The sequence below is a fragment of the Pseudomonas jessenii genome, assembly GCF_002236115.1.
Lineage (GTDB): Bacteria > Pseudomonadota > Gammaproteobacteria > Pseudomonadales > Pseudomonadaceae > Aquipseudomonas > Aquipseudomonas jessenii.
In genome coordinates, this window is record NZ_NIWT01000006.1 from 342,842 (window position 1) to 368,132 (window position 25,291).

The 25,291-nt window shown below is 62.2% G+C and carries 25 protein-coding genes; 2 read left to right on the forward strand and 23 right to left on the reverse strand.

Features of this window, described 5'->3' with window-relative positions; genetic code table 11:
• Window positions 1–26 precede the first annotated feature (26 nt).
• Window positions 27–290 carry a DUF6124 family protein gene (locus tag PSJE_RS21690; RefSeq protein WP_090452716.1) on the forward strand — a complete coding sequence of 88 codons (264 nt, stop codon included), beginning with the start codon at window positions 27–29 and terminating at the stop codon, window positions 288–290.
• Window positions 291–429: 139 nt separating this feature from the next.
• Here the strand turns inward: PSJE_RS21690 and PSJE_RS21695 are convergent, their stop codons facing one another.
• Genes PSJE_RS21695 through PSJE_RS21790 form a run of 20 tightly spaced genes read right to left on the reverse strand, consistent with a single transcriptional unit; the run spans window position 430 to window position 18,642 of the window.
• The gene (locus PSJE_RS21695) at window positions 430–1,656 is read right to left on the reverse strand and encodes a beta-ketoacyl-ACP synthase (RefSeq protein ID WP_090452718.1); all 1,227 of its coding nucleotides are present in this window, start codon (window positions 1,654–1,656) and stop codon (window positions 430–432) included.
• On the reverse strand, window positions 1,656–2,384 hold the full coding sequence (gene fabG, locus PSJE_RS21700; protein WP_090452720.1) for a 3-oxoacyl-ACP reductase FabG: 729 nt from the start codon (window positions 2,382–2,384) through the stop codon (window positions 1,656–1,658). Before fabG ends, PSJE_RS21695 begins: the two co-directional genes overlap by 1 nt.
• Entirely contained in the window at window positions 2,384–2,842 is a 459-nt protein-coding gene (locus PSJE_RS21705; protein ID WP_057712326.1) for a hotdog family protein, read from the reverse strand. Before PSJE_RS21705 ends, fabG begins: the two co-directional genes overlap by 1 nt.
• Window positions 2,839–4,035, reverse strand: coding sequence for a beta-ketoacyl-[acyl-carrier-protein] synthase family protein (locus PSJE_RS21710; RefSeq protein WP_090452722.1), 1,197 nt, complete (start codon window positions 4,033–4,035; stop codon window positions 2,839–2,841). Before PSJE_RS21710 ends, PSJE_RS21705 begins: the two co-directional genes overlap by 4 nt.
• Entirely contained in the window at window positions 4,032–4,649 is a 618-nt protein-coding gene (locus tag PSJE_RS21715) for a hypothetical protein (RefSeq protein WP_090452724.1), read from the reverse strand. Before PSJE_RS21715 ends, PSJE_RS21710 begins: the two co-directional genes overlap by 4 nt.
• Window positions 4,649–5,374, reverse strand: coding sequence for a class I SAM-dependent methyltransferase (locus PSJE_RS21720; protein ID WP_090452726.1), 726 nt, complete (start codon window positions 5,372–5,374; stop codon window positions 4,649–4,651). Before PSJE_RS21720 ends, PSJE_RS21715 begins: the two co-directional genes overlap by 1 nt.
• Window positions 5,371–6,618: an NAD(P)/FAD-dependent oxidoreductase gene (locus PSJE_RS21725; protein WP_090452728.1), complete on the reverse strand. Its 1,248-nt coding sequence runs from the start codon at window positions 6,616–6,618 to the stop codon at window positions 5,371–5,373. Before PSJE_RS21725 ends, PSJE_RS21720 begins: the two co-directional genes overlap by 4 nt.
• On the reverse strand, window positions 6,605–7,765 hold the full coding sequence (locus tag PSJE_RS21730) for a sodium:proton antiporter (RefSeq protein WP_090452730.1): 1,161 nt from the start codon (window positions 7,763–7,765) through the stop codon (window positions 6,605–6,607). Before PSJE_RS21730 ends, PSJE_RS21725 begins: the two co-directional genes overlap by 14 nt.
• A complete protein-coding gene (locus PSJE_RS21735) occupies window positions 7,762–10,101 on the reverse strand; it encodes an MMPL family transporter (RefSeq protein WP_090452732.1) in 2,340 nt (779 codons plus the stop codon). The genes PSJE_RS21730 and PSJE_RS21735 overlap by 4 nt, the downstream gene beginning before the upstream one ends.
• The gene (locus tag PSJE_RS21740) at window positions 10,085–10,789 is read right to left on the reverse strand and encodes an outer membrane lipoprotein carrier protein LolA (protein WP_090452734.1); all 705 of its coding nucleotides are present in this window, start codon (window positions 10,787–10,789) and stop codon (window positions 10,085–10,087) included. Before PSJE_RS21740 ends, PSJE_RS21735 begins: the two co-directional genes overlap by 17 nt.
• Window positions 10,786–11,211, reverse strand: coding sequence for an acyl-CoA thioesterase (locus PSJE_RS21745; protein WP_057712319.1), 426 nt, complete (start codon window positions 11,209–11,211; stop codon window positions 10,786–10,788). Before PSJE_RS21745 ends, PSJE_RS21740 begins: the two co-directional genes overlap by 4 nt.
• Window positions 11,204–12,748, reverse strand: a complete 1,545-nt coding sequence (locus tag PSJE_RS21750; RefSeq protein ID WP_057712318.1) for an HAL/PAL/TAL family ammonia-lyase — start codon at window positions 12,746–12,748, stop codon at window positions 11,204–11,206. The genes PSJE_RS21745 and PSJE_RS21750 overlap by 8 nt, the downstream gene beginning before the upstream one ends.
• On the reverse strand, window positions 12,729–13,670 hold the full coding sequence (locus tag PSJE_RS21755) for a lysophospholipid acyltransferase family protein (protein ID WP_057712317.1): 942 nt from the start codon (window positions 13,668–13,670) through the stop codon (window positions 12,729–12,731). Before PSJE_RS21755 ends, PSJE_RS21750 begins: the two co-directional genes overlap by 20 nt.
• On the reverse strand, window positions 13,667–14,401 hold the full coding sequence (locus tag PSJE_RS21760) for a glycosyltransferase family 2 protein (RefSeq protein ID WP_057712316.1): 735 nt from the start codon (window positions 14,399–14,401) through the stop codon (window positions 13,667–13,669). Before PSJE_RS21760 ends, PSJE_RS21755 begins: the two co-directional genes overlap by 4 nt.
• Window positions 14,394–16,073 carry an acyl-CoA synthetase family protein gene (locus PSJE_RS21765; protein WP_090452736.1) on the reverse strand — a complete coding sequence of 560 codons (1,680 nt, stop codon included), beginning with the start codon at window positions 16,071–16,073 and terminating at the stop codon, window positions 14,394–14,396. The genes PSJE_RS21760 and PSJE_RS21765 overlap by 8 nt, the downstream gene beginning before the upstream one ends.
• Window positions 16,070–16,615: a COG4648 family protein gene (locus tag PSJE_RS21770; RefSeq protein WP_090452738.1), complete on the reverse strand. Its 546-nt coding sequence runs from the start codon at window positions 16,613–16,615 to the stop codon at window positions 16,070–16,072. The genes PSJE_RS21765 and PSJE_RS21770 overlap by 4 nt, the downstream gene beginning before the upstream one ends.
• Window positions 16,612–16,866: an acyl carrier protein gene (locus PSJE_RS21775; RefSeq protein ID WP_007992314.1), complete on the reverse strand. Its 255-nt coding sequence runs from the start codon at window positions 16,864–16,866 to the stop codon at window positions 16,612–16,614. Before PSJE_RS21775 ends, PSJE_RS21770 begins: the two co-directional genes overlap by 4 nt.
• Window positions 16,867–16,875: 9 nt before the next feature.
• Window positions 16,876–17,151 (reverse strand): phosphopantetheine-binding protein, encoded by a 276-nt coding sequence (locus PSJE_RS21780; RefSeq protein ID WP_090452740.1) that lies wholly within the window; start codon window positions 17,149–17,151, stop codon window positions 16,876–16,878.
• On the reverse strand, window positions 17,129–17,941 hold the full coding sequence (locus PSJE_RS21785; protein ID WP_057712312.1) for a lysophospholipid acyltransferase family protein: 813 nt from the start codon (window positions 17,939–17,941) through the stop codon (window positions 17,129–17,131). Before PSJE_RS21785 ends, PSJE_RS21780 begins: the two co-directional genes overlap by 23 nt.
• Window positions 17,917–18,642, reverse strand: coding sequence for a beta-ketoacyl synthase chain length factor (locus PSJE_RS21790; protein ID WP_090452742.1), 726 nt, complete (start codon window positions 18,640–18,642; stop codon window positions 17,917–17,919). Before PSJE_RS21790 ends, PSJE_RS21785 begins: the two co-directional genes overlap by 25 nt.
• Window positions 18,643–18,997: 355 nt before the next feature.
• Between PSJE_RS21790 and PSJE_RS21795 the strand changes: the two genes are divergently transcribed.
• Window positions 18,998–19,768, forward strand: coding sequence for a ParA family protein (locus tag PSJE_RS21795; RefSeq protein ID WP_015093167.1), 771 nt, complete (start codon window positions 18,998–19,000; stop codon window positions 19,766–19,768).
• A gap of 129 nt (window positions 19,769–19,897) precedes the next feature.
• Here PSJE_RS21795 and trxC read toward each other — a convergent pair whose 3' ends face one another.
• The 3 genes from trxC to mscK form a co-directional block, all read right to left on the reverse strand.
• A complete protein-coding gene (gene trxC, locus PSJE_RS21800; protein WP_090457726.1) occupies window positions 19,898–20,332 on the reverse strand; it encodes a thioredoxin TrxC in 435 nt (144 codons plus the stop codon).
• Between the two features lie 73 nt (window positions 20,333–20,405).
• Window positions 20,406–21,869 (reverse strand): protein adenylyltransferase SelO, encoded by a 1,464-nt coding sequence (selO, locus tag PSJE_RS21805; protein WP_090452744.1) that lies wholly within the window; start codon window positions 21,867–21,869, stop codon window positions 20,406–20,408.
• 48 nt (window positions 21,870–21,917) lie between these two features.
• Complete coding sequence (gene mscK, locus PSJE_RS21810) at window positions 21,918–25,286, reverse strand: mechanosensitive channel MscK (RefSeq protein ID WP_090452746.1); 3,369 nt, start codon at window positions 25,284–25,286, stop codon at window positions 21,918–21,920.
• Window positions 25,287–25,291: the final 5 nt, after the last annotated feature.

Consider the following 25,291-nt stretch of genomic DNA (forward strand, 5'->3'; position numbering starts at 1 on the left):
ACCCTTCTTTTTCAGGACGCTGAATCATGACCCATACGCCAAAGCCACCGGATACCGATCCAGACGCGCCACGCCAACCCGGCACGATCTTCCTCATTGCCCCCGACATCGACAACCACACCTTGCTGGAATACGCCTGTATGTCGCTGGCATCAGCCAATGTCATGGCCAGTGACTTCGCCAGAGGCCTGAAGGGATCACAGGGCCACACACTGTTGGGGATTCAGCAGTCGATCATGTTGGGGGAGCTGGCGGTGAATCGGGTGCTGGATAACCTTGATCCACCGTGATCGTCCGGGGCGGCGAGAACCCTTGTGGGAGCGAGCCTGCTCGCGATGGACGTCAACGATAACGCGGGCAGCCTGAATGAACGTGGTGCCCGGACGTTTTTCGCGAGCAGGCTCGCTCCTACAGGGGAAATATTTCAGGTTACGGCCAGCGCTTGAAAATCAGCGACGTATTCACCCCGCCAAACGCAAAGTTGTTGTTCATCACGTACCGGTTGCTCATCTGCCGAAACTCGCCGCGCAGGTAGTCGAGCTTGCCGCAATGGGGGTCGACTTCGTCGAGGTTGAAGGTGTGGGCGTACAGGTCGCGGTTCATCATTTCGATGCTGAACCATGATTCCAGCGCACCACAGGCGCCGAGGGTGTGGCCGAGGAAGCTCTTTTGCGAGCTGATCGGCATGTGTTCGCCGAACAGGCTGCTGGTGGCCAGGGTTTCGGCAATGTCGCCCTGTTCGGTGGCGGTGCCGTGGCCGTTGACGTAGCCGATGTCCGAAGGTTTCAGCCCGGCGTCCTCCAGGGCCAGTTCCATGGCCCGGCGCATGGTGATTTGTTCGGGACGGGTGGTGTGCTGGCCGTCGGCGTTGCTGCCGAAACCGACGATCTCGGCATGGATGCGGGCGCCACGGGCCAGGGCGTGTTCCAGTTCTTCGAGCACCAGCATGCCGCCGCCTTCGCCGATCACCAGGCCGTCGCGTGCGGTGTCGTAAGGGCGCGGGCTGCGTTGTGGGGTGTCGTTTTTCAGGCTGGTGGCGTAGAGCGCGTCGAAGACCATGGCTTCGGTCGGGCACAGTTCCTCGGCACCGCCGGCGAGCATCAGCGGCAGGCGCCCGAACTTGATCGCCTCGTAGGCATAGCCGATGCCCTGGCTGCCGCTGGTGCAGGCGCTGGACGTCGGGATCAAGCGACCGGTGAGGCCGAAGAAGATGCTGATATTGGCCGCGGTGGTGTGCGGCATCATCCGCACGTAGGAGTTGGCGTTCAGGCCTTCGGCCACTGAGTTGAGCAGCATGTTGCCAAACGCCTTGATCTCGTCGGTGCTGCCGGTCGAGGAGCCGCAGGCGACGCCCATGCGCCCGTCCTTGATCGATTCGTCGCCCAGCAGGCCGGCATCGGCCAGCGCCATCTCCGCCGCACCCACGGCAAGCCGCGAGACCCGGCCCATGCTTCGCAGTTGCTTGCGGGTCCAGTGGCTCGGCACCTTGAAGTCATCGATGGGGCCAGCCAGACGCGTGTTGAGCTCGGTAAAACGATCCCACTCGTCCATCCGGCGGATGCCGCTGCGGTTGGCCGCGAAGTTGCCGGCGATGGTGTCCCAGTCGCTGCCCAGTGAGGTGATGCCGGCCATGCCGGTGACGACGACGCGCTTCATCAGCACAGGCCTCCGTTGACGGCCAGAACCTGCCGGGTGATGTACGAGGCTTCCGCCGACATCAGGAAATTCACGGCGCCGGCCACCTCTTCAGGGGTGCCCATGCGTTGTGCGGGGATCATTTTCATCAGTTCTTCCACCGGCACATTCTCGTCGAGCATGGCTGTGTCGATCAGGCCGGGTGCGACACAGTTAACGGTGATTTTGCGCTTGCCCAGCTCGATCGCCAATGCTTTGGCCGCGCCGATCAAGCCGGCCTTGGAGGCGCTGTAGTTGACCTGGCCACGGTTGCCGATCAAACCCGACACCGAGGTGATGCAGACAATCCGCCCGGCGGCGCGACGACGGATCATCGGCATCATCACCGGGTGCAGCACGTTGTAGAAACCGTCGAGGTTGGTGCGCATCACCACATCCCAATCCTCCTCGCTAAGGGCGGGAAAGGCACCGTCGCGGGTCAGGCCGGCATTGAGCACTACGCCGTAATAGGCGCCGTGGGTTTCCACGTCGGCTTCGAGAATTTCCTTGCTGCGGGCGCGGTCGGCCACGTCGAACTGCAGGATGCGCGCACGACGGCCCAAGGCCTCGACTTCGGCCTTGACGGCTTCGGCGTCGGCCAGGCCGCTGCGGCAATGCAACACGATGTCGTGCCCGGCCTGGGCCAGGCGCAAGGCGATGGCGCGGCCGATGCCACGGCTGGAACCGGTGACCAGTACGGATTCAGTCATCACTGGACTCCTTCGGGTTCATGGAGATATTGAGCGGCCTGGGGTGGGCGGAACACATTCAGACGGGCGGTAACGTGAATGCCGGGGGCGTTGATGTGGCATTCGAACACGCCCATGCCGTTATCGTCTTCCAGGGAGCGAATACCGTGGATGGTCAACTCGGTGCCGGCCGGAAAACTTTCGACGTTGCATTCGAATTTTCGGCTGCCGAGCAGGAATCCCAATTCCACCTCATCACCGCGCTGGCGCGCATGGCAACCGGCGAAGGCGGCCACGCTCTGGGCCATCAGTTCGATGCCGACCCAGGCCGGCAGGCTGCCGTCGGGGAGGTTGAACAGGCCATCGGGCTTGACGGTCAGGCGCGTGTGAATCTGCTCTTCATCGAACGCCAGGATCTGATCGATAAGAATCATGTCACCCGCGTGGGGCAGCAGTTCGGCGATCGGCCAGTCAATCATGGGGCGTCTCCGATAATCAGGCTGACGTTGTTGCCACCGAAGGCAAAGGAGTTGCTCATCAGGTAGCGGGGTGCAATGGACGTCAGGCGAGTGGCCGGGGTCACCCATTGCAGCGGCGGCAATTCGGGATCGGGCTGTCCGTCCCAGACGTGGGGCGGCAGGGCATGCTCGCGATTGTCCGGGCTCAGGCTCAACCAGCAGAACGCCGCCTCCAGCGCCCCGGCGGCACCGAGGGTGTGGCCGGTCATGGGTTTGCTCGACGAACAGGGTACGCCAGTCGGGAACAGGGTCGCCACGGCCTGGCTTTCCATGGCGTCGTTGTGCTGGGTGGCGGTGCCGTGCAGGTTCAGATAAGCGATCTGCTCCGGTTGCAGGTTGGCGCGGCCCAGGGCTTTGCGCATCGCTTGCAGGGCGCCACGACCAGTCGGCTCCGGGGCGGAGATGTGATGCGCATCGGAACTGGCGCCGCTGCCGAGCAAGGCAATCGCCTGGCTGTCGGCTGCACGTCTGGTCATCAGGAACAGCACCGCCGCTTCGCCAATGTTGATGCCATTGCGGTTCACCGAAAACGGATTGCAGCGTTGTTCCGAGACCGCTTCGAGCGCCGAGAAACCGTTGAGTGTCAGCTTGCACAAGGTGTCGACACCGCCACACAGCACCGCGTCGCACATGCCAAGGTCCAACAGGCGCTGGGCGCTCATCAAGGCCCGGGCGCTGGAGGTGCAGGCCGTGGAAATGACATAGGTCGGCCCGCTCAATTGCAGCCACTCGGCGAGGAAGTTCGCCGGCGCCCCGAGTTCCTGTTGCTGATAGTCGTACTCGGCAGGGAACTGCTTTTCACGCAGGTAATGCGCCAGTCCCTGGCTGGCCTCGTCGATACCCGAGGTGCTGGTGCCCAGCACGACACCGATGCGGTCGCGGCCGTAGGTCTGGATCGCGCTGTCGATGTCCGGGCGGATTTGCAGCGTGGCCTCCAGCAACAACTGATTGTTGCGACTGTGATGGCGCGACATGTCGGCCGGAATGCTTGCCAGTTTGCCCAGGACCGCACCGACCGGCAGTGTGCGTTGCGGCACCCACCCGGTTTGTTCGCGCATGCCGCCGCAGTCGCCGGCAAACAGGTTGCGGGCGACTTCCTGTTTGTCGCGGCCCAGTGCGCAGACCAGTCCGAGGGCATTGAGGTAAACCGTCATGGCGTTTCACCGCTCAGGGGCGTGACTTGATAGCTCGGACCATGCGGTAGCTTCAATTCAAAATTCTGCGGTTGTGCGTAGCGAATGTCCCAGCGCTCGGGCAGGGACCGTTGTCTGCCGTACTGCCAGGCACCGGGATAGTTGGCCGCCAGTTCTTCTTGCGGCGTCAGCGCAAACAGCAGCGCCGCGAACAGTTCCCGGGCTTGCGGATTGGGCGGCAGGAAACCATCGGACTCCCAGGTTTTATCGATCAATTTCTGGCGGGCCTGGGGAATGCCCAACAGGTCCATCATCGACCAGCGAATACCCGTCTCTTCACGCTGGATCACCAGCACCCAGTCCTGGCGGTCGTCGGGCTGCAAGAGCTGGATGTGCAGTTGCAGCGGCAACGGCAGATCCGGGTTTTGCTCGGGCAGCGGCGCCCGGCCGGCGCAGGCGCTCAACAGCAGGGCTACGGCAAGTAACAGAAATCGCATAACGCCGGTTACCCCTGTGGGAGCGAGCTTGCTCGCGATGGCGGCGATACATTCAACATTGATATTGACTGACCCACCGCTATCGCGAGCGAGCTCGCTCCCACAGGTTTGGTGTTTCAAGCGGTTGGCAATGAACATCACACAGTTCCTTCAAAAGGTTTGCGCGCCACCACATTGACCAGGGTTTCTTCCCGTTGGCCAAAGGGTTTTGGCTTGCACACACCCAAATATTCGAGCAGGCCGAAATCCTTGGCGCGACTCCACCAGAGATACGGATAAGACACGTTTTGCGCGGTAAATTCGAAACCTTGCCGGCGAATCATTTGCAGGTACTGCGCAGCGCTTTTTTGCACGTGCATGGGGTGGCGAAACAACCAACGGATCACCCAGGTATCAATGTAAGCCTCGGTGGATTCGGCGAACAGCAGATAACCGCCGGGTTTGAGTACGCGGTAGAACTCGGCCAGTGCCTGTTCCTGCTCCACCAGGTGATGGAAGGTCTGGTGACAGAACAGCAGGTCGATACTGGCGTCCGGCAGGTTCAGGCTGGCGCAGTCGCCGCCGATCAACTCCACTTCCATGCCCTGGCGGGCCGCTTCTTCGCGGCTCTGGATCAGGCTTTGTGGATCAGCATCGACGCCAATCAGACGACCGGGCGCAAAGGCCTGGCGCAGCAGCGGGAATGACTTGCCCTGGCCGCAACCGGCATCCAGCAGCACCGGGCTGACAGGCAGCGCTTCACTGAACAGGTTGTGCAAGTCGTTGATCGCCAACCGCAGCACATAGTGTTGCCAGATCTGGCTGCGCAGGAACCACAAACCGAAACGGGTTTCTTCGACGTAGTTGTCGCTCAAGTAGTTCATGACGCATCCCTTGCACAGAACTCCGAAATCGCCTTCAACCGGCGCCTGGCTGCGCTGACGAACGGATTGCGTCGGTCCCAGGCATATCCGGCAAGAATGGAACTGATCATCCCGCGGATTTCCGGTGAGCTGCTCTCATGGAAAATCACGTCCTGGAATGTCCCCGCGTACCAGCCTTCGACATAGCAGCGGAACGTGTCGACGCCGCGCTTGAGCGGTTCGGCGAACTCGGTTTGCCAGTCGACGGCTTCGCCTTGCAGCTGACGGTGCAATACCCCAGCGGCCATGCTCGCCGAACGCATGGCGATGGTCACGCCGGAGGAAAACACCGGGTCGAGGAATTCCGCGGCATTGCCCAGCAGCGCGAAGCCCGGGCCGTGCAGGGTTTTGACGTTGGCCGAGTAACCGCCGATGGTTCGGGCCTCGGTGTCCCACTGCGCATTTTGCAACACGCGGGCCAAGCTTGGCGTCTCGGCGATAAAGCCGCGCAGGCACTCGTCCAGATTGTCGCTGCGGCCTGCGAAACGCTCCTCTGCGGCGACCACGCCGACCGAGCAGCGCCCGTTGCTGAACGGGATGGTCCAGAACCAAACATCGCGCTGGGTCGGATGAGTGGTCACGAGGATTTTGCTGCGGTCGAAGCCCGGGTGGTCGATACGGTCTTCGACGTGCGTGAACACGGCCTGGCGCACCGGGAAATTCGACGGCGCCTCGAGGTCGAGCAAGCGCGGCAGCACGCGGCCGTAACCGCTCGCATCAAGCAGGAAGTCAGCCTCGATGCGGTACTCGCTACCGTCTTCGCGGCGCACGCCGAGCTGCGGTTTCCCCGGGGCAATGTCGACGCTGACGATGGTTTCGCCATAGCGGATCTCCACGCCTTGCAGCGCGGCCTGATCGGCCAGCAGCTTATCGAAATCGGCGCGCTGGACCTGAAAGGTCGTCGATTTGCCGTGGCTGAACGTCTCGCCGAAATCGAAGGCGCTGTAGCGCTCGCCCCAGGCAAACGCGGCACCGGTTTTCAGCTGGAAGCCGGCGGCGTTGACGGCGTCGAGCATGCCCGCTTCTTCGACGAAATCCAGGCAATGGGCCAATAGGCTTTCGCCGATGGAAAACCGTGGAAAATGCTGCCGCTCGATCACCAGCACATCGTGTCCCTTGCGCTTGAGCAACGCGGCGGCGATGGCGCCGGAAGGTCCGGCGCCGATGATCACGACCTGGCGGCATTCCATCTCAACGGTTGGCATGGGGGCTCCTTGCGGGGACAGCGGCTTTCAGGGGGATACGGTGCATGCCGGTCAGGGCTGGCAGCAGTGTAGCGATCAGGCCCATCAGCATCAGGGCAAAGTACAACGGCGGGCTGATGAGTTGCTGTTGCAGCAGCAGGTTGAGAAAAACGATCTCGCTCAAGCCACGGATGTTCAGCAGCACACTTTCCCGCCAGCGGCTGGCACCCTGGAACGAGGTCCCGGCCCAGCCGAGGCCGAGCCAGTTGCCCAGCAGTTTGCTCAGCATCGGCAACAGCAGCAGGGCGACCAGTTGCATCCAGCCGAGGCTGTCCATCGCGCTGTGCACGTTGATCTGCACGATGCCGAACGTGAGGATCAGCGGGATGGCGATGTACGTCTGCAAGCGGCTCATCCACATGGCCGGCAACGGCAGGACCAGTGGGGCTTTCAGCGCGGCCATGATCAACACATAGCCGATACCGAAAATCAGTGCATTGAGCTTGAAGTGTTCGGCGACGACCAGCAGGGCGAAAAAGCTCAGGCTGTAGAGCCACGTCTGGCGCAGGCCCAGCAGCCGCAGCAGCACCGGGAGGCACGCGCCGGCCAGGGGCAGCAACAGGCTGCTCAGGTGCAGGCTGCCCTGGGCGATACCGAACAGGGTCCAGCAGGCGAGGTCGATGAGGATCGCGGTTTGCACCAGTCGCCGGGTGGCGGCGGGCGGGTAATCGATGTGCCGCAGGTACAGGTACAACACTGGAATCGCGGTGATGGCGAACAACAGGCCGACGGCCAGCGAGCTGATCCACGGTTGCGGCGGCAACAGCCAGATGGCCGTGGCTAGGCCGCAGGCAAACGGAATGCAAAAACTGGGCAGGGCGATTTTCAGGCTTTGGCGATCCAGTTGCAGGTCGATCACATCGCTGAGGATGTAGCCCAGCAACAGGGCAAAGCTCAGGCTGTAGAGGTTCTTCAGCCAGCCCGGCGACACCAGCTGCGCACCGCTCAATTGCCATTGGGGCTCGATCCAGAAATACATCAACAGCGGCAAGCCGAGGGTCGCCAGCAATAACTGGCTGACGATGGGAATCAGGCCGAAATGCCGGCCGACACGGGTCGCCAAGGCGAACAACACCAGTGCCATCGCCCAGAACAGAACGACCATCATGTTGCCCGCTCCACGGCCGTGGGCTCATGCACCTGGCGACCGGCCCATGGTGCGAGCAGGAAGCTGAAGATCAGGCCCAGGCTCACCGACAGTCCGAAGTTGCTCACCGCCGGGGTGCTCGATACCGCCAGCAGGCCGAACGACAGCCAGGTGGTCAATGCCGCCAGCAGGGTGCCCAGCAGGCTCACGGCTGCGCCGCCGACCTGTTCGCGCATCAGGATCGCGTAATCGACGCTGATCGCCGTCACCAGCAGCAGGCCGAACAGGCTGAACAGGGTCAGCGGCTGCCCTAGCCAGCCGAGGCTGGCCAGGCTGCACAACGCCGCCAGCAGGGGCAGGGATACGATGCGCAACGCGCCGCCGAGGCCGAACGGCAGGATCAGCACCAGCACGATCAACACGCAGGAGGCGAGTTTCAGTTCCGCGGCACTGATTTGGGTGGCCGCGAAGACGTTGTTCAACTCGCCCAGTCGATCCACCAGTGTCACGCCGGGTAAATCCTCGCCCTGGAGCCGCAGCAGGGCCGTGTTGTTGATGCCTTGCAGGCTGACCATTGCCGCCACGCCGTCTTCGGTCGGCCCCAGCCACAGGGCCCGGTAGGGTTCTGCCAACGGGCCGCTGAGCGCTGCTTCGATGTCCACGGTCGGCAATGCCTGAAGCTTCGCCAGCTCGGCTTGCAGCGCCTCGACCGGTACGCCGATTTCGAGCAAGGGTTGCCAGAACGTAGACAGTTTGCTCAACGCTGCGCGCACCTGTTGCTGTTCGTTCGGCGGGCTGACCAGTTGATTGAGCGACAGATAACCCTGGAGCTTTTCCAGGCCTGTCAATTGATCCAGTCGTTCTCTCAGAGCGGTCTGGCGTTCGAGCAGTTGCTGCTGGTTGGCGGCGCGTATCAGGAAGAACTGGCTGGTGGGTTGATAGCCGGTGATTCGAGCAATGGCCTGGGCTTCGTCGGTCAATTGTTGCGGTGCGCTGATCCACTGGCGGATGTCGTTTTTGCTGCTCAGCTGCAACAGGCCGCCCACGCAAAAGGCGACCAGCAGCGCCAGCAAGACTGGCGTTTTCAGCTGTTTGAGCAGCGCTTCACGACATCCCAGCAAAAACTCGCAAACGCGCAATGGCCAGTGCGCCGGGCGCAGGTCTACGCCCTTGAGCAATGCCGGCAGCAGGCACACGGCGGACAAATAGGCGCCGAGCAACCCTGCGGCAGAGAACGCGGCAATCTGGGTCAGCGCCGGGAAGGGTGTCCAGGCCAGGGCCAGGTAACCGATGCCGCTGGTGATCAGGCTCAGGGTCAAGCCGGGCAAGGTCAGGCGCAGGGCTGGCCAGCTGCGCCAGGGTTTCAGGCTCCAGCTCTTGGACAGGTAATGCAGGGGGTAGTCGACCGCGACACCAATCAGGCTCGAACCCAGCACCAGGGTCATCACGTGCATATGGCCGAACAACGCCACGCAGGCCACCGCACCGAAGAGCATGCCCACCAGCACCGGCACGAAGGCCAGCAAAACGCGCCAGCGCCGGAAGGCCAACAGCAGCAGCAACAAAATCCCCACGGTGGCACCGCCGCCGACCCAGGTCATCTCCCGGGCGGCCTGCTGCTGCCCGCTGGCTGCGTACAACAGGCCGCTGGCGGCGAGCAGTTGCACGTCGTGCCGGGCGGCTTCTTCGCGGCTGTGCTTGAGCAGGTCCGCCACTTGCAGCGGCAGGTTCATGTCGAAGGCGTTGCCGGTGGTGCGCGCGCGCAGGAGCACCCAGCTCTTGCCATCGGCATCGGCGACCAGGGCGCCGCTACCGATGTCCAGTTGCACCGAACCACGTTGCGGCTGGCTGTTCTGGATGCGCCCGGTCAGGCCCAGCCAGTCGTCCTGGCTCGGTACCAGGCTGTAACCGTTGAACGGGTCGAACAACGCCTGCACCCGCTGCTGGATAAAGGTGTCGGGGTGCTCGATCAGAAGTTGTCGGTCCGCCGCCTGGAGCATCGCCAGGCGACCTTGCAGCAACTGCGTGCGCAGCGCCGGCAAGTCGGCTTGCAGGGTCCACTGGACTTTTTCGAACAAGCCGCTGGCCTGCCATTGCTCGCCGAGTGTCTGCGCCATGGCGACGGCCTGCTGGCGATCGCTGTGGCCGACCAGCACCAGCATTTCGCGGTTCAGCGGTTCTTGCATGCGCTGTTCGGCGCGCAGTTCCAGGGCATCGGGCGCTGTGCCGGGCACCAGATCCATCAGGTTGGCCGACAGCGGCGCGCCGTCACGCCATTGCCAACCGGCGAGCGCCAGTACTGCCAGCAGCAGGATCAGAAACAGCCGTGGCAACCACCGTTCACTCGGCAAAGTCATGCTGCTCCGCATCGCTCAACGGTTGGGTGCTGGTGCTGTCCTGCATGCGCAACAACGTGCTGTCGCCCTGGGTCTCGAGCAGTTCGATGCTGTGTACCAGTTCTGCGCCGGTAATGTTGATCTGGTTGAACACTTGCTTGAGCAGCATCGAGCGTGGCAGCAGCGTGAGCTTCCAGTTCTGCGCGTCGCCGCTCAGGGACAGCTCGAAATCCCGTTGCAGGCCACTGCTATCGCCTTGCAGCACGGCGAGGAACAAACGGTTCTGCTCGGCACCGGCGCTTTTGCCCGGCAGCATTTGCCAAACACTGCCGTCACGTCGGGCAATGCCTTTGGCGGTGATGCGGTAGTCCTGTTGCAAGGGCGTTTTCAACAGCCATAACAGGCCGTGGTTTTTTGCCAGCACGAACGTGCCCTTGCTGGTCAGCGGCTGGGGCAGGGCGCGCAGGTGTTTTTCCTGGATGAAATTGCCGTGGATCACCTCGGGTCTGGCCAGTTGATCGCTGAGCTGTTGCAGATCGAAGGCATGGGCCAGTCCAGGAATACCCAGTAGCACGCAGAACACTGTAGGAGCGAGCTTGCTCGCGAAAAACCTGAGAGCGCCACGGGGTGTCAGATACCCAGCGTTATCGTTAACGACCATCGCGAGCAGGCTCGCTCCTACAGGGGAACGGGGATGGCAGAAAATCATGGCAGGGCCTTCTCAACAGCGTCGGTGAAGACCTTCGGCGAGGCCAGTTGCATCTCGCGGCTGGCAATGTCGACGGCGACCTGCACCGACATGGCCCGGGTCAGACGCTCACCGGTTTGCAGGTCGCTGATCAGGTAGTTGATCTTCAAGCGGTTCTCCCACTCCACCAGGTTGGCGCGCACGTTGAGCTTCTGACCGAACACCGCCCCGCGCACGTAGCGCAATTGCAGGTCGATCACCGGCCACGCATAGCCGGATTCGTTCATCGCCGTGTAGTTGTGGCCGATCTTGTCCAGCAGCGCACAGCGGGCGACTTCCAGGTATTTGACGTAATGGCCGTGCCAGACCACGTGCATGCTGTCGACGTCAAAGAACGGTACGACGATTTCCGTGTCGGTGTAGAGAAATCCCTTGCTACGCATGCAGCCTCCAGTGTTGTTCGGCGATGCGTTGCAGGCACAGGCGCAATTCGCCTTCCAGTGCGCGGTCTTCAATGACCGGTGGGAAGTCCTTGGCCAAGGCTTCATGCATGGCGGCCAACGCGGGTGGCAGGGGGCGTGCATCTTCGGCCTGGCCGCGCAGCCAGACGCCCTGATTGGCCGCCAGCAGCGTAGCGGCCGCCACCTGTTCGGTGAGTTCCAGCACGCGGATCGCATCCCGGGCGGCGATGGTGCCCATGCTCACTTTGTCCTGGTTGTGGCATTCGGTGGAGCGCGAGAAGACGCTGGCCGGCATGGTGTTCTTCAGCGCTTCGGCGGTCCAGGCGCTGGTGCCGATTTGCACCGCCTTGAAGCCGTGGTTGAGCATGGCGCGGTCGGCCGTGGCGCCCGACAGGTTGCTCGGCAAGCCATGGTTGTAGCGCTCGTCCACCAGCAGCGCGAGCTGCCGATCCAGCAGATCGGCGACGTTGGCCACGAGGTTTTTCAGGCTGTCCATGGCGAACGCAATGTGCCCGCCGTAGAAGTGCCCACCGTGCAGTACGCGCTCGGCCTCGGCGTCGATGATCGGGTTGTCGTTGGCGCTGTTGAGCTCGATCTCGATGAACGAGCGCAGCCAGTTCAGGCTGTCTGCCAGTACGCCCAGCACATGGGGCGCGCAGCGCAGGGAATAACGGTCTTGCAGGCGATGCAGTGGGGCAGTCGGCGCGTCGATGGCCAGATCCTTGCGCAACCACGCGGCGACCTGCATCTGCCCCGGGTGTGGCTTGGTCGCGAACAGGCGCTCGTCGAAGTGCTCCGGGTTGCCTTGCAGGGCGACCACGTTCAGCGCGGTGATGCGCGTGGCCAGATGCAGCAGGTAATCGGCGCGGGCGTACGCCAGGCAGGCCAAACCGGTCATCACCGCGGTGCCGTTCATCAGCGCCAGGGCTTCTTTTGGACGCAACACCAGTGGCTGCCAGCCGAGTTCGCGGTGCACATCGGCAGCCTGCCGGCGCTCGCCGCGGAACATCACTTCGCGTTCGCCGGACAGCGTGGCGGCAACGTACGAAAGCGGCGTCAGGTCACCACTGGCGCCCACCGAACCTTCCTCCGGAATCAGCGGCAGGATGTCGTGTTCAAGGAACGCCTGCAGGCGCTCCAGCAGCTCCACGCGCACCCCGGAAACACCGTGGCACAACGACTGCAAACGCGCCGCCAGTACCGCGCGGGTGGCCTGGGCGTCGAGCAGTTTGCCCAGGCCGCAGCCGTGGAAGGTGTACAGGTGACGGGGCAGCGCCTCGACGTGATGCAGCGGCACCGCGACCACGCAGGAATCGCCATAGCCGGTGGTTACGCCGTAGATCACGCCTTCCTTGTCCAGCAGAGAGTCCAGAAAACGCGCGCCCTTGGCGATGCGCTCGCGGTAGGCAGGGTCGCTTTGCAACTGCGTCGGCACCTTGCGGTTGGCCAGTGCCAGCACATCTTCAATGCGCAAAGGGCGTTCGCCGAAGGTTACCGGCTCAAGCGTTGGCGTCGTCATCGGTCTTCCAGAAAGGGTAAAAGTTAAACCATTGTTGGGGCGCTTCGAGGCAATAGTGACCCAAGCGTTCGGCGTAGCGGGAGGCCCACTGATGAATGACCTGTTCACGGTCGCTGCGCTTCCAGGTGATTGCGTCAGCGAAGGGTTCAATGGTCAGTCGATAGTCGCCGTCGGGCTTTTTCAGGCACAGCAGCAGGTTGACCGGGCATTTCAGCAGGCCGGCCAGCAGCCACGGGCCCTGGGGGAACCTGGCCGGATGACCGAGAAAGTCCACGGTCGCGCAGCGCCCGCCATGCAGCGGCACTCGGTCGCCGGCAATCGCCAGCCACTCGCCGCGTTCCAGGCGCTCGCTCAGTTGCAGCATGATCCCGGGGTCCAGTTCGCTGACCTGGATCAGGCGCAAATTGGTCGCCCCGGCTTCGCCCAGCAAACGGTTGAACTGTTCGGCGTGCTTGGTGTGCACCAGCACGTTCATCGTGACTTTCTCGCCGAGCTCCGCCAGTGCGCGGCAGACTTCCAGATTACCCAGGTGCGCGCCCACCAGCATTTGCCCGCGGGCGCCGCGCAACTGGTCGCGCAGCAGCGCCGGGTCGATGATTTCGATCTGTTCGATGCTCAGCTTGCCGTTCCATACGTCGAGTTTGTCGAGCATGGAATCGGCGAAAGCCATGAACTGGCCGAACACTCGCCAGTGGCTCGGGCGCAATTCGCTGCGACCGCTCCAGTCGGCCAGGCGTTGTTGGTATTGCCAGGCGCTGTGTCGGGCGCTGCGGCCGAACAGGAAAAAGTACAACACGATGCCGTACAACACTGGGCTCAGTACTCGACGGCCCAGCACTTTGGCACCGAACGCGGTGAGCTTCATCAGCCAGAAACTGCCCCGTTCTTCGCGGTCGGCCCAATGCTGCTTGTCTGAACTCATGCCCGCCACCGTCGCCAGAGGATCACTGGCGCGCGCAGCAACATGCCGAAGAACAGCCGCGTGTGCATGCTGGAAATCAGGACGTTGTCGTGGAACATCCGAAAATGCGAAACGCCGTCCAGCGGGTAATGGACTTTGGTTTGCAGCCATTGCATCGGCTGATTGCGCCAGGTCAGGCGCACCAGGATGTCCGAGTCGAAGTCCATGCGCTTGCCGATTTTCGCTGACTCGATCACCGCCAGGACCGGCGGCAATGGGTAAACCCGGAAACCGCACATGGAGTCGCGAATCTGCAATGACAGGGTGTTGATCCAGACCATGACGTGAGTCAGGTAGCGCGCATACAAACGGCCTTTCGGCACGCTGGCGTCATATTGCGGATAGCCGCAAATCAACGCTCGTGGGTAGCGGCGTGATTGTTCGATGAAACGCCTGACGTCCTGCAAATCGTGCTGGCCATCGGCATCCACCTGCAAGGCATGGCTGAAACCCAGGCGCGAAGCTTCGCGCAAACCGGTCATGACCGCGCCACCCTTGCCCTGGTTTTCGGCCAGCCGGATCAGGTAAACCATTTCACGCTGGGCCAGGCGATCCAGCACCCGGGCGCAGCTCGGGCTGCTGGCATCGTCCACCAGAATGCACGGCAGGTTGCTGGCGATCAGGGCATCGACCACCGTGGTGATGGCGCTTTCGTGGTTGTACACGGGGACGACGGCGCAGGGGCTATGCATGCTCCGCCTCCAGCAAGATCCGCCCGCTGGAACACGTGGCGGTTTCGTTGCGATAGGCGAAATACAATTTGCCGCGCGCCGGGTCGTAGCGCAGGTGCAGCTGGATTTCGTCGCCCGGGCGCACCAGTTGCTGGAACTTCAAGACTTCCATGCCGGCGAATTTTTTCGGCAGGTTCATCAGTTGCCGGCCCAGGCTCAGCGCCCAGTCCACCTGCACCACGCCAGGCAACACAGGCGCCTTGGGGAAATGACCGCTGAAATAGGCCAGGTCCGGTGGCACGGCCAGTTGCAGGCTCCACTCGCCATTGCTTTCGACTTGCTCCAGCACCTCGGGCGCTTTGGGGCGCGGCGCCAACAGCAGGGCGTCGACGTCGGCCTGGGGCAGTTTGCCCTGAGCGTTCAGTGGCAGTTGTCGTAGCAGGCGCCAGCGTCTTGGCAGGGCCAGGGCTTCGCAGTGTTGGCTCAGGTGCTGGCGCAATTGCTCGGTGAGGCTGCGTCGACCGTGATTGCGCAGCACATGCAAACCGGCCTCGCTCAGCACCAGCAACGCCCCCAGGGAGGCGCGGTTTTCCTGAACGACGCCGAGCCGAGCTTCGATGACCCATTCATGGGCCGTCAGCGCCTGTTCCAGCATCGGCAGCGAGATGCGTTTTTCTTCCAGTTTGACGATCCGGTCCAGTCGCCCGAGCAACTCGAAGCGACCATCGATGGCGATGCGCGCTGAATCGGCCGTGTGTTCGATTTGACCGACGGGTAAGTAGGGCGAAGCGATCAGCAGCGCCCCATCACTGTCTTGTGTCAGCGTGACATCGGCAAAGGGTCGCCACAGTTCCGCGCCCTGACGCCAGGCGATGCCGCCGGTTTCCGAGCTGCCGAAGATTTCCGTTGGCCATTGCCCCAGACGCTCATGCAGGCTCTGTGCGGCCTCGACCGGCAATGCGCCGCCGGAGGAAAACACCCGGCGTACGGCGCTCAAGGCCGGCCAGTCGAGGTTGTCGCCCATGCGCTTGAGCAGCGCCGGGCTGGCCACCCAGGTGAAGGCCGGGTATTCGCGGCTGGCGCGTTGCAGGTCTTCCGGAAAGGCCAACTGCCGACGCAGGAACGGGCGCCCGGCGCACAGTGGCCAAAGCACCCGAAACAGCAGGCCGTAGATGTGCTGGGTGGCGACGCTGCCAATGATGCACGCCGGGCCCAGGTCGGCGCCCCACAGCTGTTCCAGGGCTTCGACTTCATTGGCCAGTTGGCGCAGGTTTTTTTCGATGCGCTTGGGTTCGCCGCTGGAGCCGGATGTGCACAGGCTGAGTCGGCAGTTATCCAGGTCCAGCGCGGCGGCACTAAGCGGCGACTGTTGGAGGTCGCCAAGGTGCGCATCGTCGGGCTGATCGCTCAGCCACAGATCAACATCACCTGACCAGCGTTGGCGGGTCTGCGGTTGCAGGTCGGACGGCAGCAGCACACTGACCCCGGCACGCCAGGCGCCGAACAGGGCAATCGCCAGGTCGGCGGCATCCTCAAGGTGCACGGCCATCTGCCGGACACCCCGGGCTTGCAGGCCGGCGGCCAGGCGCAGCGCCTGTTCGCACAGTCGGGCGTGATCCAGTGCCGGAGCAGTGGTTACGGCGCGCTCCGGCTGAGCCTTGAGCAGCAGGTGCTCAAGTTTTATCCAATTCATGGGTGGCCTCGTACCCTTATTCGTATGAGCCATTCAATGGCAAACATCAGGCCTATCAATCCGTAGGAAATCAGACCGGTGTACAACGTCCACCAGCTCAGCGGCGCCCAGAGGGTCAGGGCGGCGGCACACAAACCGTTGCAAAGAAAAAAAACGCTCCAGGCGATGGTCACCTGACGGGTATAGCGAATGCCCTCGGCCGGCAATTGCGGCTCGCGTACCCGGGCCAGGCGTTCAACGATCGGAGGGCCGAATGTCAGGCTCGATCCGAACAGCACCAACATGAAGCTGCTGATCAACACCGGATACCAACGCAATAGCGCCGGGCTGTCGAACAGTGCCAGCAACAGGCAGAACACAATGGCCACCGTGGCCATCCACAGGCTGCCAGGCCGTCGTTTGCCGGTCAGCGCCCGGGCCAGCCACAGCCCGCCCAGCAGCAGCCCGAACTGCCACGGGGCGAAATGCTCCATGCCGAAATACACCGCAAAGGGATACAAAAGGCCTGCCAGCAGCAGGCCGAGGCCAATCAGTCGATTCATGCGGCGGGTTGAACCAGACGGTAGACCGCCTCGACCACGTCACTGACGGTACGCACCGATTTGAATTCTTCGGCGGCGATTTTCTTGCCGGTCTGACGTTTGATGTGATCGATCAGGTCGACCGCGTCGATGCTGTCGATTTCCAGGTCCTGATACAGGTTGGATTCCAGGCTCACACGCTCAGGGTCCAGTTCGAAAAGCTCGACCAAGGCATCGCGCAGGGTGTTGAAAATGTCGTCACGAGTTTGCATGGTCCGGTCTCAAGCTGCCTGTTTTGCGGTGACGAACGCCGCAAGGCTCGCCACGTTACTGAAGTGGTTGCGTGTGTCCTTGGCATCGGCGTCGATTTTGATGCCGTACTTTTTCTGGATGGCCAGGCCCAGTTCCAGGGCGTCCACCGAGTCCAGGCCCAGGCCTTCGCCGAACAGCGTCTGCTCGTTGCCGATGTCTTGGGCGCTGATGTCTTCGAGGCCCAGGGCGTCGATGATCAGTTCTTTGATTTCCAGCACCAGGCTAGGGGTGTTCAGATCGCTCATCTTCGGCGAGCTCCTTGATGAAGTAAGAATGCAAATAATCGTTGAGCTTGCGCGAGGCCTGCGGAGCCGGCCCCTGCGTGGCGAAGGTCTTTGGGTCTATATCGGCCCCGACCCGGAAACTGAAGTGCACGCGCCGCTTGGGGATGCGATACCAGGGTTCGGCCTTGGTCAATGTGGTCGGGCTGACCTTGATAATGACCGGGGTGAGGATTTTCGCACCACGCAGGGCGATTGCCGCGCCGCCCCGATGAAAGGCCGGCGGCTGGCCGGGCTGAGTGCGCGTACCTTCCGGGAAAATGATCAGGGTCTGACCGTCTTTCAGCGCGTCGGCAGCCGCGTCGAGCATGTCCATGCTGCCATCGTTGCTGATGTATTCGGTGCAGCGCAGCGGCCCGCGGGTGAAAGGGTTTTCCCAGAGGCTTTGCTTGACCACGCAGTTGGCGTGACGCACCAGGCCGATCAGAAACACCACGTCGATCAGCGATGGGTGATTGGCAATGATCATTTGCCCGGGGCGACCGAGTTTCTCCGCACCCTCAATGTTATAGGTCAGTACCCCGGTACGGGCCATGAAACGCACAAAAATCCAGAAACAGCGGCTGACCGTTTGCCGGGCCCGCAGCCGATGGGTCCGGGCGTCGCCCGGCAGCCAGTTCAGTACAGGGAAAATCACCAGGCGCAGGCACAGCCCGCCCAGCCCGAACAGGGCGAAGCTCGCGGCGGTGGCCAGCAAACGCCAGTAATAGGCGTCGCGGTTTTTCTCGGTCATGGGTTGCGTTGCCAGGTCCATACACGATTTTTCCAGGCATGTTGGCAGGTGGTTTGCTGGCCGAGCAGCGCACACAGCAGATTCAGCGCGTGAGGCCAGCGGGGTTTGGACAACGCATCCGAGGGGCTGTTCAGGGACAACTGCCAGTCGGTACCGGGTGTGATCAGCAAGCCGACGGCATAAGGGAACGGCACGTCGTCGATCCAGGTCGAGTAAGCCTCGGGTGGCTTCTCTTCGGTGACCACCAGCAGTACCGCGCGAGCGCCTTCAGCCAGCAGCGCGGCAGCTTCAAGCATGCCGTGTTCCAGGCCATCGCCTGCGGCGGCCAGGGCGGTCATTTCGCTGGTTTCACCCCGCATGATCGACCACAAGCCGATGATCGCGTTATGCACCGACAAGCTGAACCGGGTCGGCGACAGCGGCTGGTCGGCGGCCAGATCACTGAGAATATCGACGGTGCGGGGCGTTTCGCCGTGACGGGAAACAAAGACCAATGGCAGATCCTGCCGACCTTCGGCCAAAGGCCAGCCGACACTGAATGCCATGCGCGCCAGACGGCTGAGCCGTCGACGCTGCATGGCCGGCAGAAAGGAAACGTCGGGAGCGGCATCGCTGTCCGGCAGCACGACCGGTTGTCGGCACCAGGCCTGCCAATCGGACACGCTATCAAGCCCCGGGGCCCAGGCGCGCCATTGGGCGATGTTGAAGTTGATCACAGACATTCATCCCACCCTCACGGGCTTACTTGACGCGGGGGAGTGGCCGAGGGCCGAGACTTACCCTGCGTGGCGTTTGGCGCCGAGTGGCGCGCATTATCCCGGTGCCGGGAACGTGTAGCAAATGCTGGTTACATTTTGCTCAGAAGATGAAGCGGCTGGTTCGCAAAAATTGAATGATTGGCAACTATTCACAGAATTATTACCCCGTCTGTCGGTTCTGGCGTCGAACCGCCGGGCCGCTCAGGGCTTTTCATGCAAGAGAAGGCAACTGACTGTGTAGTCCTTGCACTGGTGAGGTAGCGTAGCCATACCGTGGACCACTACACTCGGTCATTCTTTGATACACGGAGGTTTTGACATGCGGCGCGTGGTGTTCAATCAGAAAGGTGGCGTTGGCAAATCCAGCATTGCCTGCAATCTGGCGGCAGTCAGTGCCAGCGAGGGTTTTCGCACCTTGTTGGTGGACCTCGATGCCCAGGCCAACTCCACTCAGTACCTGACGGGGCTCACCGGTAGCGATATCCCGATGGGCATCGCCGATTTCTTCAAGCAGACGCTGTCTTCCGGGCCGTTCTCCAAAAAGAATCAGGTCGATATCTATGAAACCCCGTTCGATAACCTCCATGTCATTACCGCCACCGCCGAGCTGGCGGACTTGCAGCCAAAGCTTGAAGCCAAGCACAAGATCAACAAGCTGCGTAAGTTGCTTGAAGAGCTGAGCGAAGACTACGACCGGATTTACCTCGATACCCCGCCCGCACTGAATTTTTATGCGGTTTCAGCGTTGATTGCCGCCGATCGTGTGCTGATTCCCTTCGATTGCGACAGTTTTTCACGCCAGGCACTGTACGGCCTGATGGCGGAAATCGAAGAGTTGAAGGACGACCATAATGAAGGCCTGGAAGTCGAAGGCATCGTCGTCAACCAGTTCCAGGCCCGCGCCAGCCTGCCCCAGCAAATTCTCGATGAGCTGATCGCCGAAGGCCTGCCGGTGCTGCCGGTGTACCTGGCCAGCTCGGTACGCATGCGTGAATCCCACCAGGCCAATACGCCGCTGATCCATCTCGACCCGCGGCACAAGCTGACCCAGCAGTTTGTCGAGCTGCACAACCTGCTGGAAAACGCCTGATTCTGGCTGATAACACAGAACCCCTGTGGGAGCGGGCTTGCTCGCGAAAGCGGTGTATCAGGCGACATCTCTTTTGAATGTCAGCCCGCCTTCGCGAGCAAGCTCGCTCCCACAGGGTTCCGTGTTGTTTCAGATGCCTTGACTACGCAACCAGTTCATCAGTTGCTGTAACGGGAACGCCCCGCTCTGCCGGGCGACTTCCCGGCCGTTCTTGAACAGGATCAGGCTCGGAATCGAGCGAATCCCCAACTGCGCCGACAACTGCTGGTTCGCCTCGCTGTCCAGCTTGGCCAGGCGACACTTGCCCGCCAGTTGCCCGGCTGCCTGCTCGAACACCGGTGCGAACGACTTGCACGGCCCGCACCAGTCCGCCCACACATCCACCAGCAGCGGCAGATCGCCCTTGATCTGGCTGGCGTAGTCGCCTTGCTTCAATTCAAACGGTTTGCTCAACAGGACTTCGGCCTTGCAGCGCCCGCATTTCGGGTGGTCGTTGAGGCGCTCGGCCGGGATGCGGTTGAGGCCATTGCAGTGAGGGCAGGGGATGAGGAGTGGGTCGGTCATGACAAATCGTCCAATCGAAAGCGAATGATCCATATCTGGAGACATGACTCCAGATTTTCAATCGTGCAGTGCCTCACGATGAACAACTGATCTCCAGATGCTTGCCCCATTCCGGTGGCCGCTCGGCGTAGCTTTCCATCCCCGGTTGTTCCTCGAACGGATTGCTCAGCACCGTGTGCAGTCGACGGACTTCCGAGTAGTCGCCGTTCTGCGCTGCCTCGATGGCGTTTTGCGCCAGGTAGTTGCGCAGGATGTACAACGGGTTGACCGCGTGCATCCGCTGGCGGCGCTGCTCTTGATCAAGCGTGCCTTCACGGGAAACCCTGGCGACGTAGAGCTCGCCCCAGGCGTCAAAGCCCTTGAGGTCGACGAAGTCATCACGCAAGCGGGTGATGGCCTGTTCCGGCGTTTGATCACCCAAACGGCGGAAAAACAGGCTGTAGTCGACGCTGCTGTTTTGCATCAGTTGCAGCAAGCTCTCCAGCAGTTTCTGGTCGTCATCCTCGGCGGTGGTCAGGCCGAGGCGGCGGCGCATCAGGTCCAGGTAATGGGCCTGGAACAGTGGCAGGTACAGGCCGAGGGTTTCGCGCAAGGCTTCGACGCTGATGAACGGCGTCAGGGCCTGGGCCAGGGCGCTGAGATTCCACTGGCCAATCGGCACCTGGTTGCTGAAGGAGTAACGGCCCTGGTCGTCTGAGTGATTGCAGATGAAGTTGGCGTCGAAGTCATCGAGGAACGCAAATGGGCCGAAATCGAAGGTGATGCCCAGGATCGACATGTTGTCGGTGTTCATCACCCCGTGGCAGAAACCATAGGCCTGCCATTTGGCGATCAGTTCGGCGTTGCGCTCCACCACTTCGCGGAACATCGCCAGGTACGGCTCCGGTTGTTCCAGGCACTGCGGGAAGTGCATGGCCAGCACGTGATCACCCAGCTCTTTCTGTTGCTCGGGGCGCTTGGTGTAGTAGAAATATTCGAAGTGTCCGAAGCGCACATGGCTCGGCGCCAGGCGCAGGATCATGGCTGCGCGTTCCTGCTTTTCGCGCCACACCGGGGTGTCGGAGCCGATTACGCACAAGGCGCGGGTGGTCGGGATATTCAGTGCGTTCAGGGCTTCGGAGGCGAGGAATTCGCGGATCGACGAGCGCAGTACCGCCCGGCCATCACCCATGCGTGAAAATGGCGTCTGGCCGGCGCCCTTGAGGTGCAGGTCCCAGTGTTCGCCGGCCTCGTTGTACACCTCGCCGAGCAACAGGCCGCGACCGTCGCCCAATTGCGGGTTGTAGGAACCGAACTGATGCCCGGAATAGACCATCGCCCTTGGGATTGCGTCGGCCCAGAGCTTGTGGCCGCTGAACAGTTCGGCGAACTCCGGGGTTTCGGCCACGCTCGGGTCGAGGTCCAGCAGCGCCATGGCGGCGGGGCTGGCCACGACCAGGCGTGGATTATCGATGGGCTCGGGCAGCACATGGGCGGAAAACGCATCGCCCAGGCGGTCGAAGCGATTATCGAAGGTGAGTTCGTCGAGGGCTTTCAAGGGCCGGCTCCAGCAGAATGTCCGAGCATTCTGCTGGGGAATGGCCGGTTAGTCGAGTTTGGCGGCGGGCGGTTCTTGCGCGGGCCTGCCGTCGACGATCGGCACGATGGTTTTCGCTTCCGGCTCGATCGGCACCATCTTGTATTCCTGGCCGTGCAGGTTCTTGAGGTAGACCTCCATCTGCCGGAACGAGATGTTGATGTGCTGCTTCTTGAACTCGCGGTTGATGAAGCGGTTGACCTCGTCGAGCACCGGGTTGCGGTCGCCGAGGTCGCGCACGTGCATGCGCAACTCGTGGTCGAGGGTACTTTCGCCGAAATTCAGGAAGTACACGTGGGGCTCCGGGTCTTTCAGCACGCGCGGGTTTTCGCGTGCGGCCTTGAGCAACAACTCTTTCACCAGGTCCAGGTCCGAGCCGTAGTCGACGCCGAGCTTGAGGGTCACCCGGGTGATGGTGTCGGTCAGCGACCAGTTGATCAGTTGCCCGGTAATGAACGTCTTGTTCGGGACGATGATGTCCTTGCGATCGAAGTCGGTGATGGTCGTGGCGCGGATGCGGATCTTGCTCACGGTGCCCGACAGGTTGCCGATGGTGATGGTGTCACCGATCCGCACCGGACGTTCGAACAGGATCATGATGCCGGAAATGAAGTTGGCGAAGATCTCCTGCATGCCGAAACCGAGGCCGACCGACAGCGCCGCCACCAGCCATTGCAACTTGTCCCAGCTCACGCCGAGGGTCGATAGCGTCGAGACGAAACCGACGCCGGCGATCACGTAGGACAGCAACGTGGTGGTCGCGTAGGCGCTGCCCTGGGCAAGGTTGAGCTTCGACAGCACGAACACTTCGAGCAAGCCCGGCAGGTTGCGCGCCAGGGCGAAGGTGATGCCGATGATGATCAGTGCGCCGAGCATGTCGCCGATGCTGATCGGCACCATGCTCATGTTGGCGCCGGTACCGCTGGTGTATTCGTAGAGGGTGACGTTGTCCAGATACGAGAACACCGTGATCAGGTCGGCCCAGACCCAATACAGTGCCGCCATGAAGCCGCCGAGCAGCGCCAGGCGGATCAGGCGCAGGGACTGTTCGTTGACCTTCTCGATGTCCATCGTCGGTTCTTCGATCACGGCTTCGCCATCGCCGGCCTCTTTGGCGGCCAGCCGCTTGGCCAGGGCGCGCTGGTAGGCCAGGCGCCGGGCCGCCACACTGAGGCCGCGCACGAAGGTGGCTTCGATCACCAGCCAGAACATCAGCAGGTACAGGGTGTTGATCAAACGGTCGCTGAGCTTCAGCGCGGTGTAGTAGTAGCCGAAGCACACCGCCACGAACAACGCGATGGGCAGGGCGGTGAACAGGATCCCCACCAGTTTGCGGAACAGCGAAGCGTTTTCGTGGGTCGGGCTGCTGATGAGCAGGCGGCTGAGCAGCAAGGTCATCAAGGCGTAGCAGATCAGCACCACCGGCATGCCGAGCACGTCATCGGCCAGTGCCGCCGGTTGCAGTTCGGCAACGGCGACTACGGTCACCAGTGCCATGACCACGATGCCGAGGCGGCGGATCCATCTGCGCAGGAATTCCACCTGGGGCTTTTCCCAGCGGAAATGCAGTTCTGCCACGCCACCCGGCGCGAGGATCCGGTAGGCGGTGTAGAACACCAGCCAGGCCCCGGCCATTTGCAGCAGCGCCGCGCCCATATTGGCGTTCTGCCCACGGGCGTCGATTTGCAGGGCCAGCCCGCACAATGCGAGGCCCAGTGAAACCGGCATCGCCAGGAGAATGTTGATCAGAATTGCCTGCGGCGTATGCCACTGGCTGTCGCGTTTGAAGTGACCGATGTCCTGGTGAACCTTGTTCAGTCGCGCGTATAGACTCTTGCGCCGCCACAGCAGTGCGCCGATCAGCAAGGCCAGTGGCAGGAACAGCAGCGGGCGCTGGGTCAGGCCGTCGGTCAGTTCGCTCAGGCTTGAAAGTACCGGCAGCGTATCGACTTGCCGCTGGAGACGGTCCGGCACACTGTGAATCCACTCCAGGTCCAGCGGCTTGTTGCTGGGAATCCAGAACATCTGTTCATCGAGGGTCGCCCGCAGGCTTTGCGCGGTGCTGAGCAATTGCTTCTGGTTCAGTTGCAGGGTGATGGATTCATTGAGCACCGCGCTCAGTTCGCGGTTCAGTCGCTCCAGCAGGTCGGCGCGGGTGGTGGCCAGTTCCATCAGGCTTTTGCGCAGCTGCGCCGTGACTTGCTCGGGGGGTTGGGTCGACAGCAGGTTTTCGACGTAGGTGGTCGGATTGCTCAGCAATTCCCGTTGCTGGCTGACTTCGAACTGATAAAGGCGAATGTCGGCGATCTGATCGGCCAGGTTGCGGTCGAGCCGTAGGCGTGGCAGCGCCTGTTTCTGTTTGTAGAGAATCTTCGAGAGCAGCAGGCTGCCTTTGAGCACGTTGATTTGCTCGTCCAGGGCCGCATCGCTCTGGGTCAGGCTGTCCAGCTGCTGCTTGGTCTGCAGGTTCTGCTGGGTGACTTCGTTGAGGCGGTCGGTGCTCTTGAGCAGGTAGTCCGAGAGCTTCAGGTTGGCCGCGCTTTCGGTGGCCAAAAGGCTGCTGCCGCCGGCCTTCTGCGCTTCGATGGATTGCTGGGTGACCGTTTCCTGGGACAGCGCCAGACGCTTCTGGTTGATCAGGGTTTGCAGTTCCTGGATTTCCTTATCCAGGCGGTCGGATCGCTCCGACAACAGGTCATGCTGGCTGTTGCCGAGGTCTTGCAATTGGGTATTGCCGGCCAGTTCCTGGCGCCGCAGCGGGATCAGGGCGTTCAGCGCCGCCAACTCGGCATTGAGCTGGTCGCGCTGCTCGGCGCTCAGGGTCTTGCCAGCGTCCTTGCCGTTCTTGAGGGTGGTGTTTATCTGCTGAATGCGCGTCTGGCTGCTGGATATCTCCGCCTGGGCGCGCTCGGGGCGGGTCTGGGCGGTGATGATCAGGCTGTTGGCATCGGCCAGGGCCTTTTGCAGGTCGCTTTGCTGGGTGGAGCGCTCGGTGAGCAATTGTTCAAGCTGCTGGATCGGTTCCTTGGCGAAACGCTGCGCCACCGGCACCACGGCACTGGCCTTGAGGCGGGTCAGTTCACGCTGGTTCTCGATGGTCTGTTTGGGCGCATTGCTCAATTGCTGCTTGAGCGCGACCAGCTTCTGCTCGTAGTCACGCTTGTTGTTGAGCTGGCTCAGCGTGCCTTGCAGGACCGATTGCAGGGCCTTCAGATCGGCTTCCGGCAGTTTGCGGTCGGCGATCTTGTCCAGGCTCGCTTGCACGGCTTCGCTGGAAGGCGGTTCGGCCGCTTGCGCCGCTTGCGATAAACCAAGGGTGCTGACAGAGAGACTCAAGCCCAGCAGGGCGACGGCGAAAATGGAGCGCAGATTAGGCATAAAGA

What these genes read in the sequence shown, in the direction of transcription:
- PSJE_RS21690 (WP_090452716.1), top strand. Translation starts at nt 27, where the DNA reads ATGACCCATACGCCAAAGCCACCGGATACCGATCCAGACGCGCCACGC.
- PSJE_RS21695 (WP_090452718.1), bottom strand. Translation starts at nt 1,656, where the DNA reads ATGAAGCGCGTCGTCGTCACCGGCATGGCCGGCATCACCTCACTGGGC.
- fabG (WP_090452720.1), bottom strand. Translation starts at nt 2,384, where the DNA reads ATGACTGAATCCGTACTGGTCACCGGTTCCAGCCGTGGCATCGGCCGC.
- PSJE_RS21705 (WP_057712326.1), bottom strand. Translation starts at nt 2,842, where the DNA reads ATGATTGACTGGCCGATCGCCGAACTGCTGCCCCACGCGGGTGACATG.
- PSJE_RS21710 (WP_090452722.1), bottom strand. Translation starts at nt 4,035, where the DNA reads ATGACGGTTTACCTCAATGCCCTCGGACTGGTCTGCGCACTGGGCCGC.
- PSJE_RS21715 (WP_090452724.1), bottom strand. Translation starts at nt 4,649, where the DNA reads ATGTTCATTGCCAACCGCTTGAAACACCAAACCTGTGGGAGCGAGCTC.
- PSJE_RS21720 (WP_090452726.1), bottom strand. Translation starts at nt 5,374, where the DNA reads ATGAACTACTTGAGCGACAACTACGTCGAAGAAACCCGTTTCGGTTTG.
- PSJE_RS21725 (WP_090452728.1), bottom strand. Translation starts at nt 6,618, where the DNA reads ATGCCAACCGTTGAGATGGAATGCCGCCAGGTCGTGATCATCGGCGCC.
- PSJE_RS21730 (WP_090452730.1), bottom strand. Translation starts at nt 7,765, where the DNA reads ATGATGGTCGTTCTGTTCTGGGCGATGGCACTGGTGTTGTTCGCCTTG.
- PSJE_RS21735 (WP_090452732.1), bottom strand. Translation starts at nt 10,101, where the DNA reads ATGACTTTGCCGAGTGAACGGTGGTTGCCACGGCTGTTTCTGATCCTG.
- PSJE_RS21740 (WP_090452734.1), bottom strand. Translation starts at nt 10,789, where the DNA reads ATGATTTTCTGCCATCCCCGTTCCCCTGTAGGAGCGAGCCTGCTCGCG.
- PSJE_RS21745 (WP_057712319.1), bottom strand. Translation starts at nt 11,211, where the DNA reads ATGCGTAGCAAGGGATTTCTCTACACCGACACGGAAATCGTCGTACCG.
- PSJE_RS21750 (WP_057712318.1), bottom strand. Translation starts at nt 12,748, where the DNA reads ATGACGACGCCAACGCTTGAGCCGGTAACCTTCGGCGAACGCCCTTTG.
- PSJE_RS21755 (WP_057712317.1), bottom strand. Translation starts at nt 13,670, where the DNA reads ATGAGTTCAGACAAGCAGCATTGGGCCGACCGCGAAGAACGGGGCAGT.
- PSJE_RS21760 (WP_057712316.1), bottom strand. Translation starts at nt 14,401, where the DNA reads ATGCATAGCCCCTGCGCCGTCGTCCCCGTGTACAACCACGAAAGCGCC.
- PSJE_RS21765 (WP_090452736.1), bottom strand. Translation starts at nt 16,073, where the DNA reads ATGAATTGGATAAAACTTGAGCACCTGCTGCTCAAGGCTCAGCCGGAG.
- PSJE_RS21770 (WP_090452738.1), bottom strand. Translation starts at nt 16,615, where the DNA reads ATGAATCGACTGATTGGCCTCGGCCTGCTGCTGGCAGGCCTTTTGTAT.
- PSJE_RS21775 (WP_007992314.1), bottom strand. Translation starts at nt 16,866, where the DNA reads ATGCAAACTCGTGACGACATTTTCAACACCCTGCGCGATGCCTTGGTC.
- PSJE_RS21780 (WP_090452740.1), bottom strand. Translation starts at nt 17,151, where the DNA reads ATGAGCGATCTGAACACCCCTAGCCTGGTGCTGGAAATCAAAGAACTG.
- PSJE_RS21785 (WP_057712312.1), bottom strand. Translation starts at nt 17,941, where the DNA reads ATGGACCTGGCAACGCAACCCATGACCGAGAAAAACCGCGACGCCTAT.
- PSJE_RS21790 (WP_090452742.1), bottom strand. Translation starts at nt 18,642, where the DNA reads ATGTCTGTGATCAACTTCAACATCGCCCAATGGCGCGCCTGGGCCCCG.
- PSJE_RS21795 (WP_015093167.1), top strand. Translation starts at nt 18,998, where the DNA reads ATGCGGCGCGTGGTGTTCAATCAGAAAGGTGGCGTTGGCAAATCCAGC.
- trxC (WP_090457726.1), bottom strand. Translation starts at nt 20,332, where the DNA reads ATGACCGACCCACTCCTCATCCCCTGCCCTCACTGCAATGGCCTCAAC.
- mscK (WP_090452746.1), bottom strand. Translation starts at nt 25,286, where the DNA reads ATGCCTAATCTGCGCTCCATTTTCGCCGTCGCCCTGCTGGGCTTGAGT.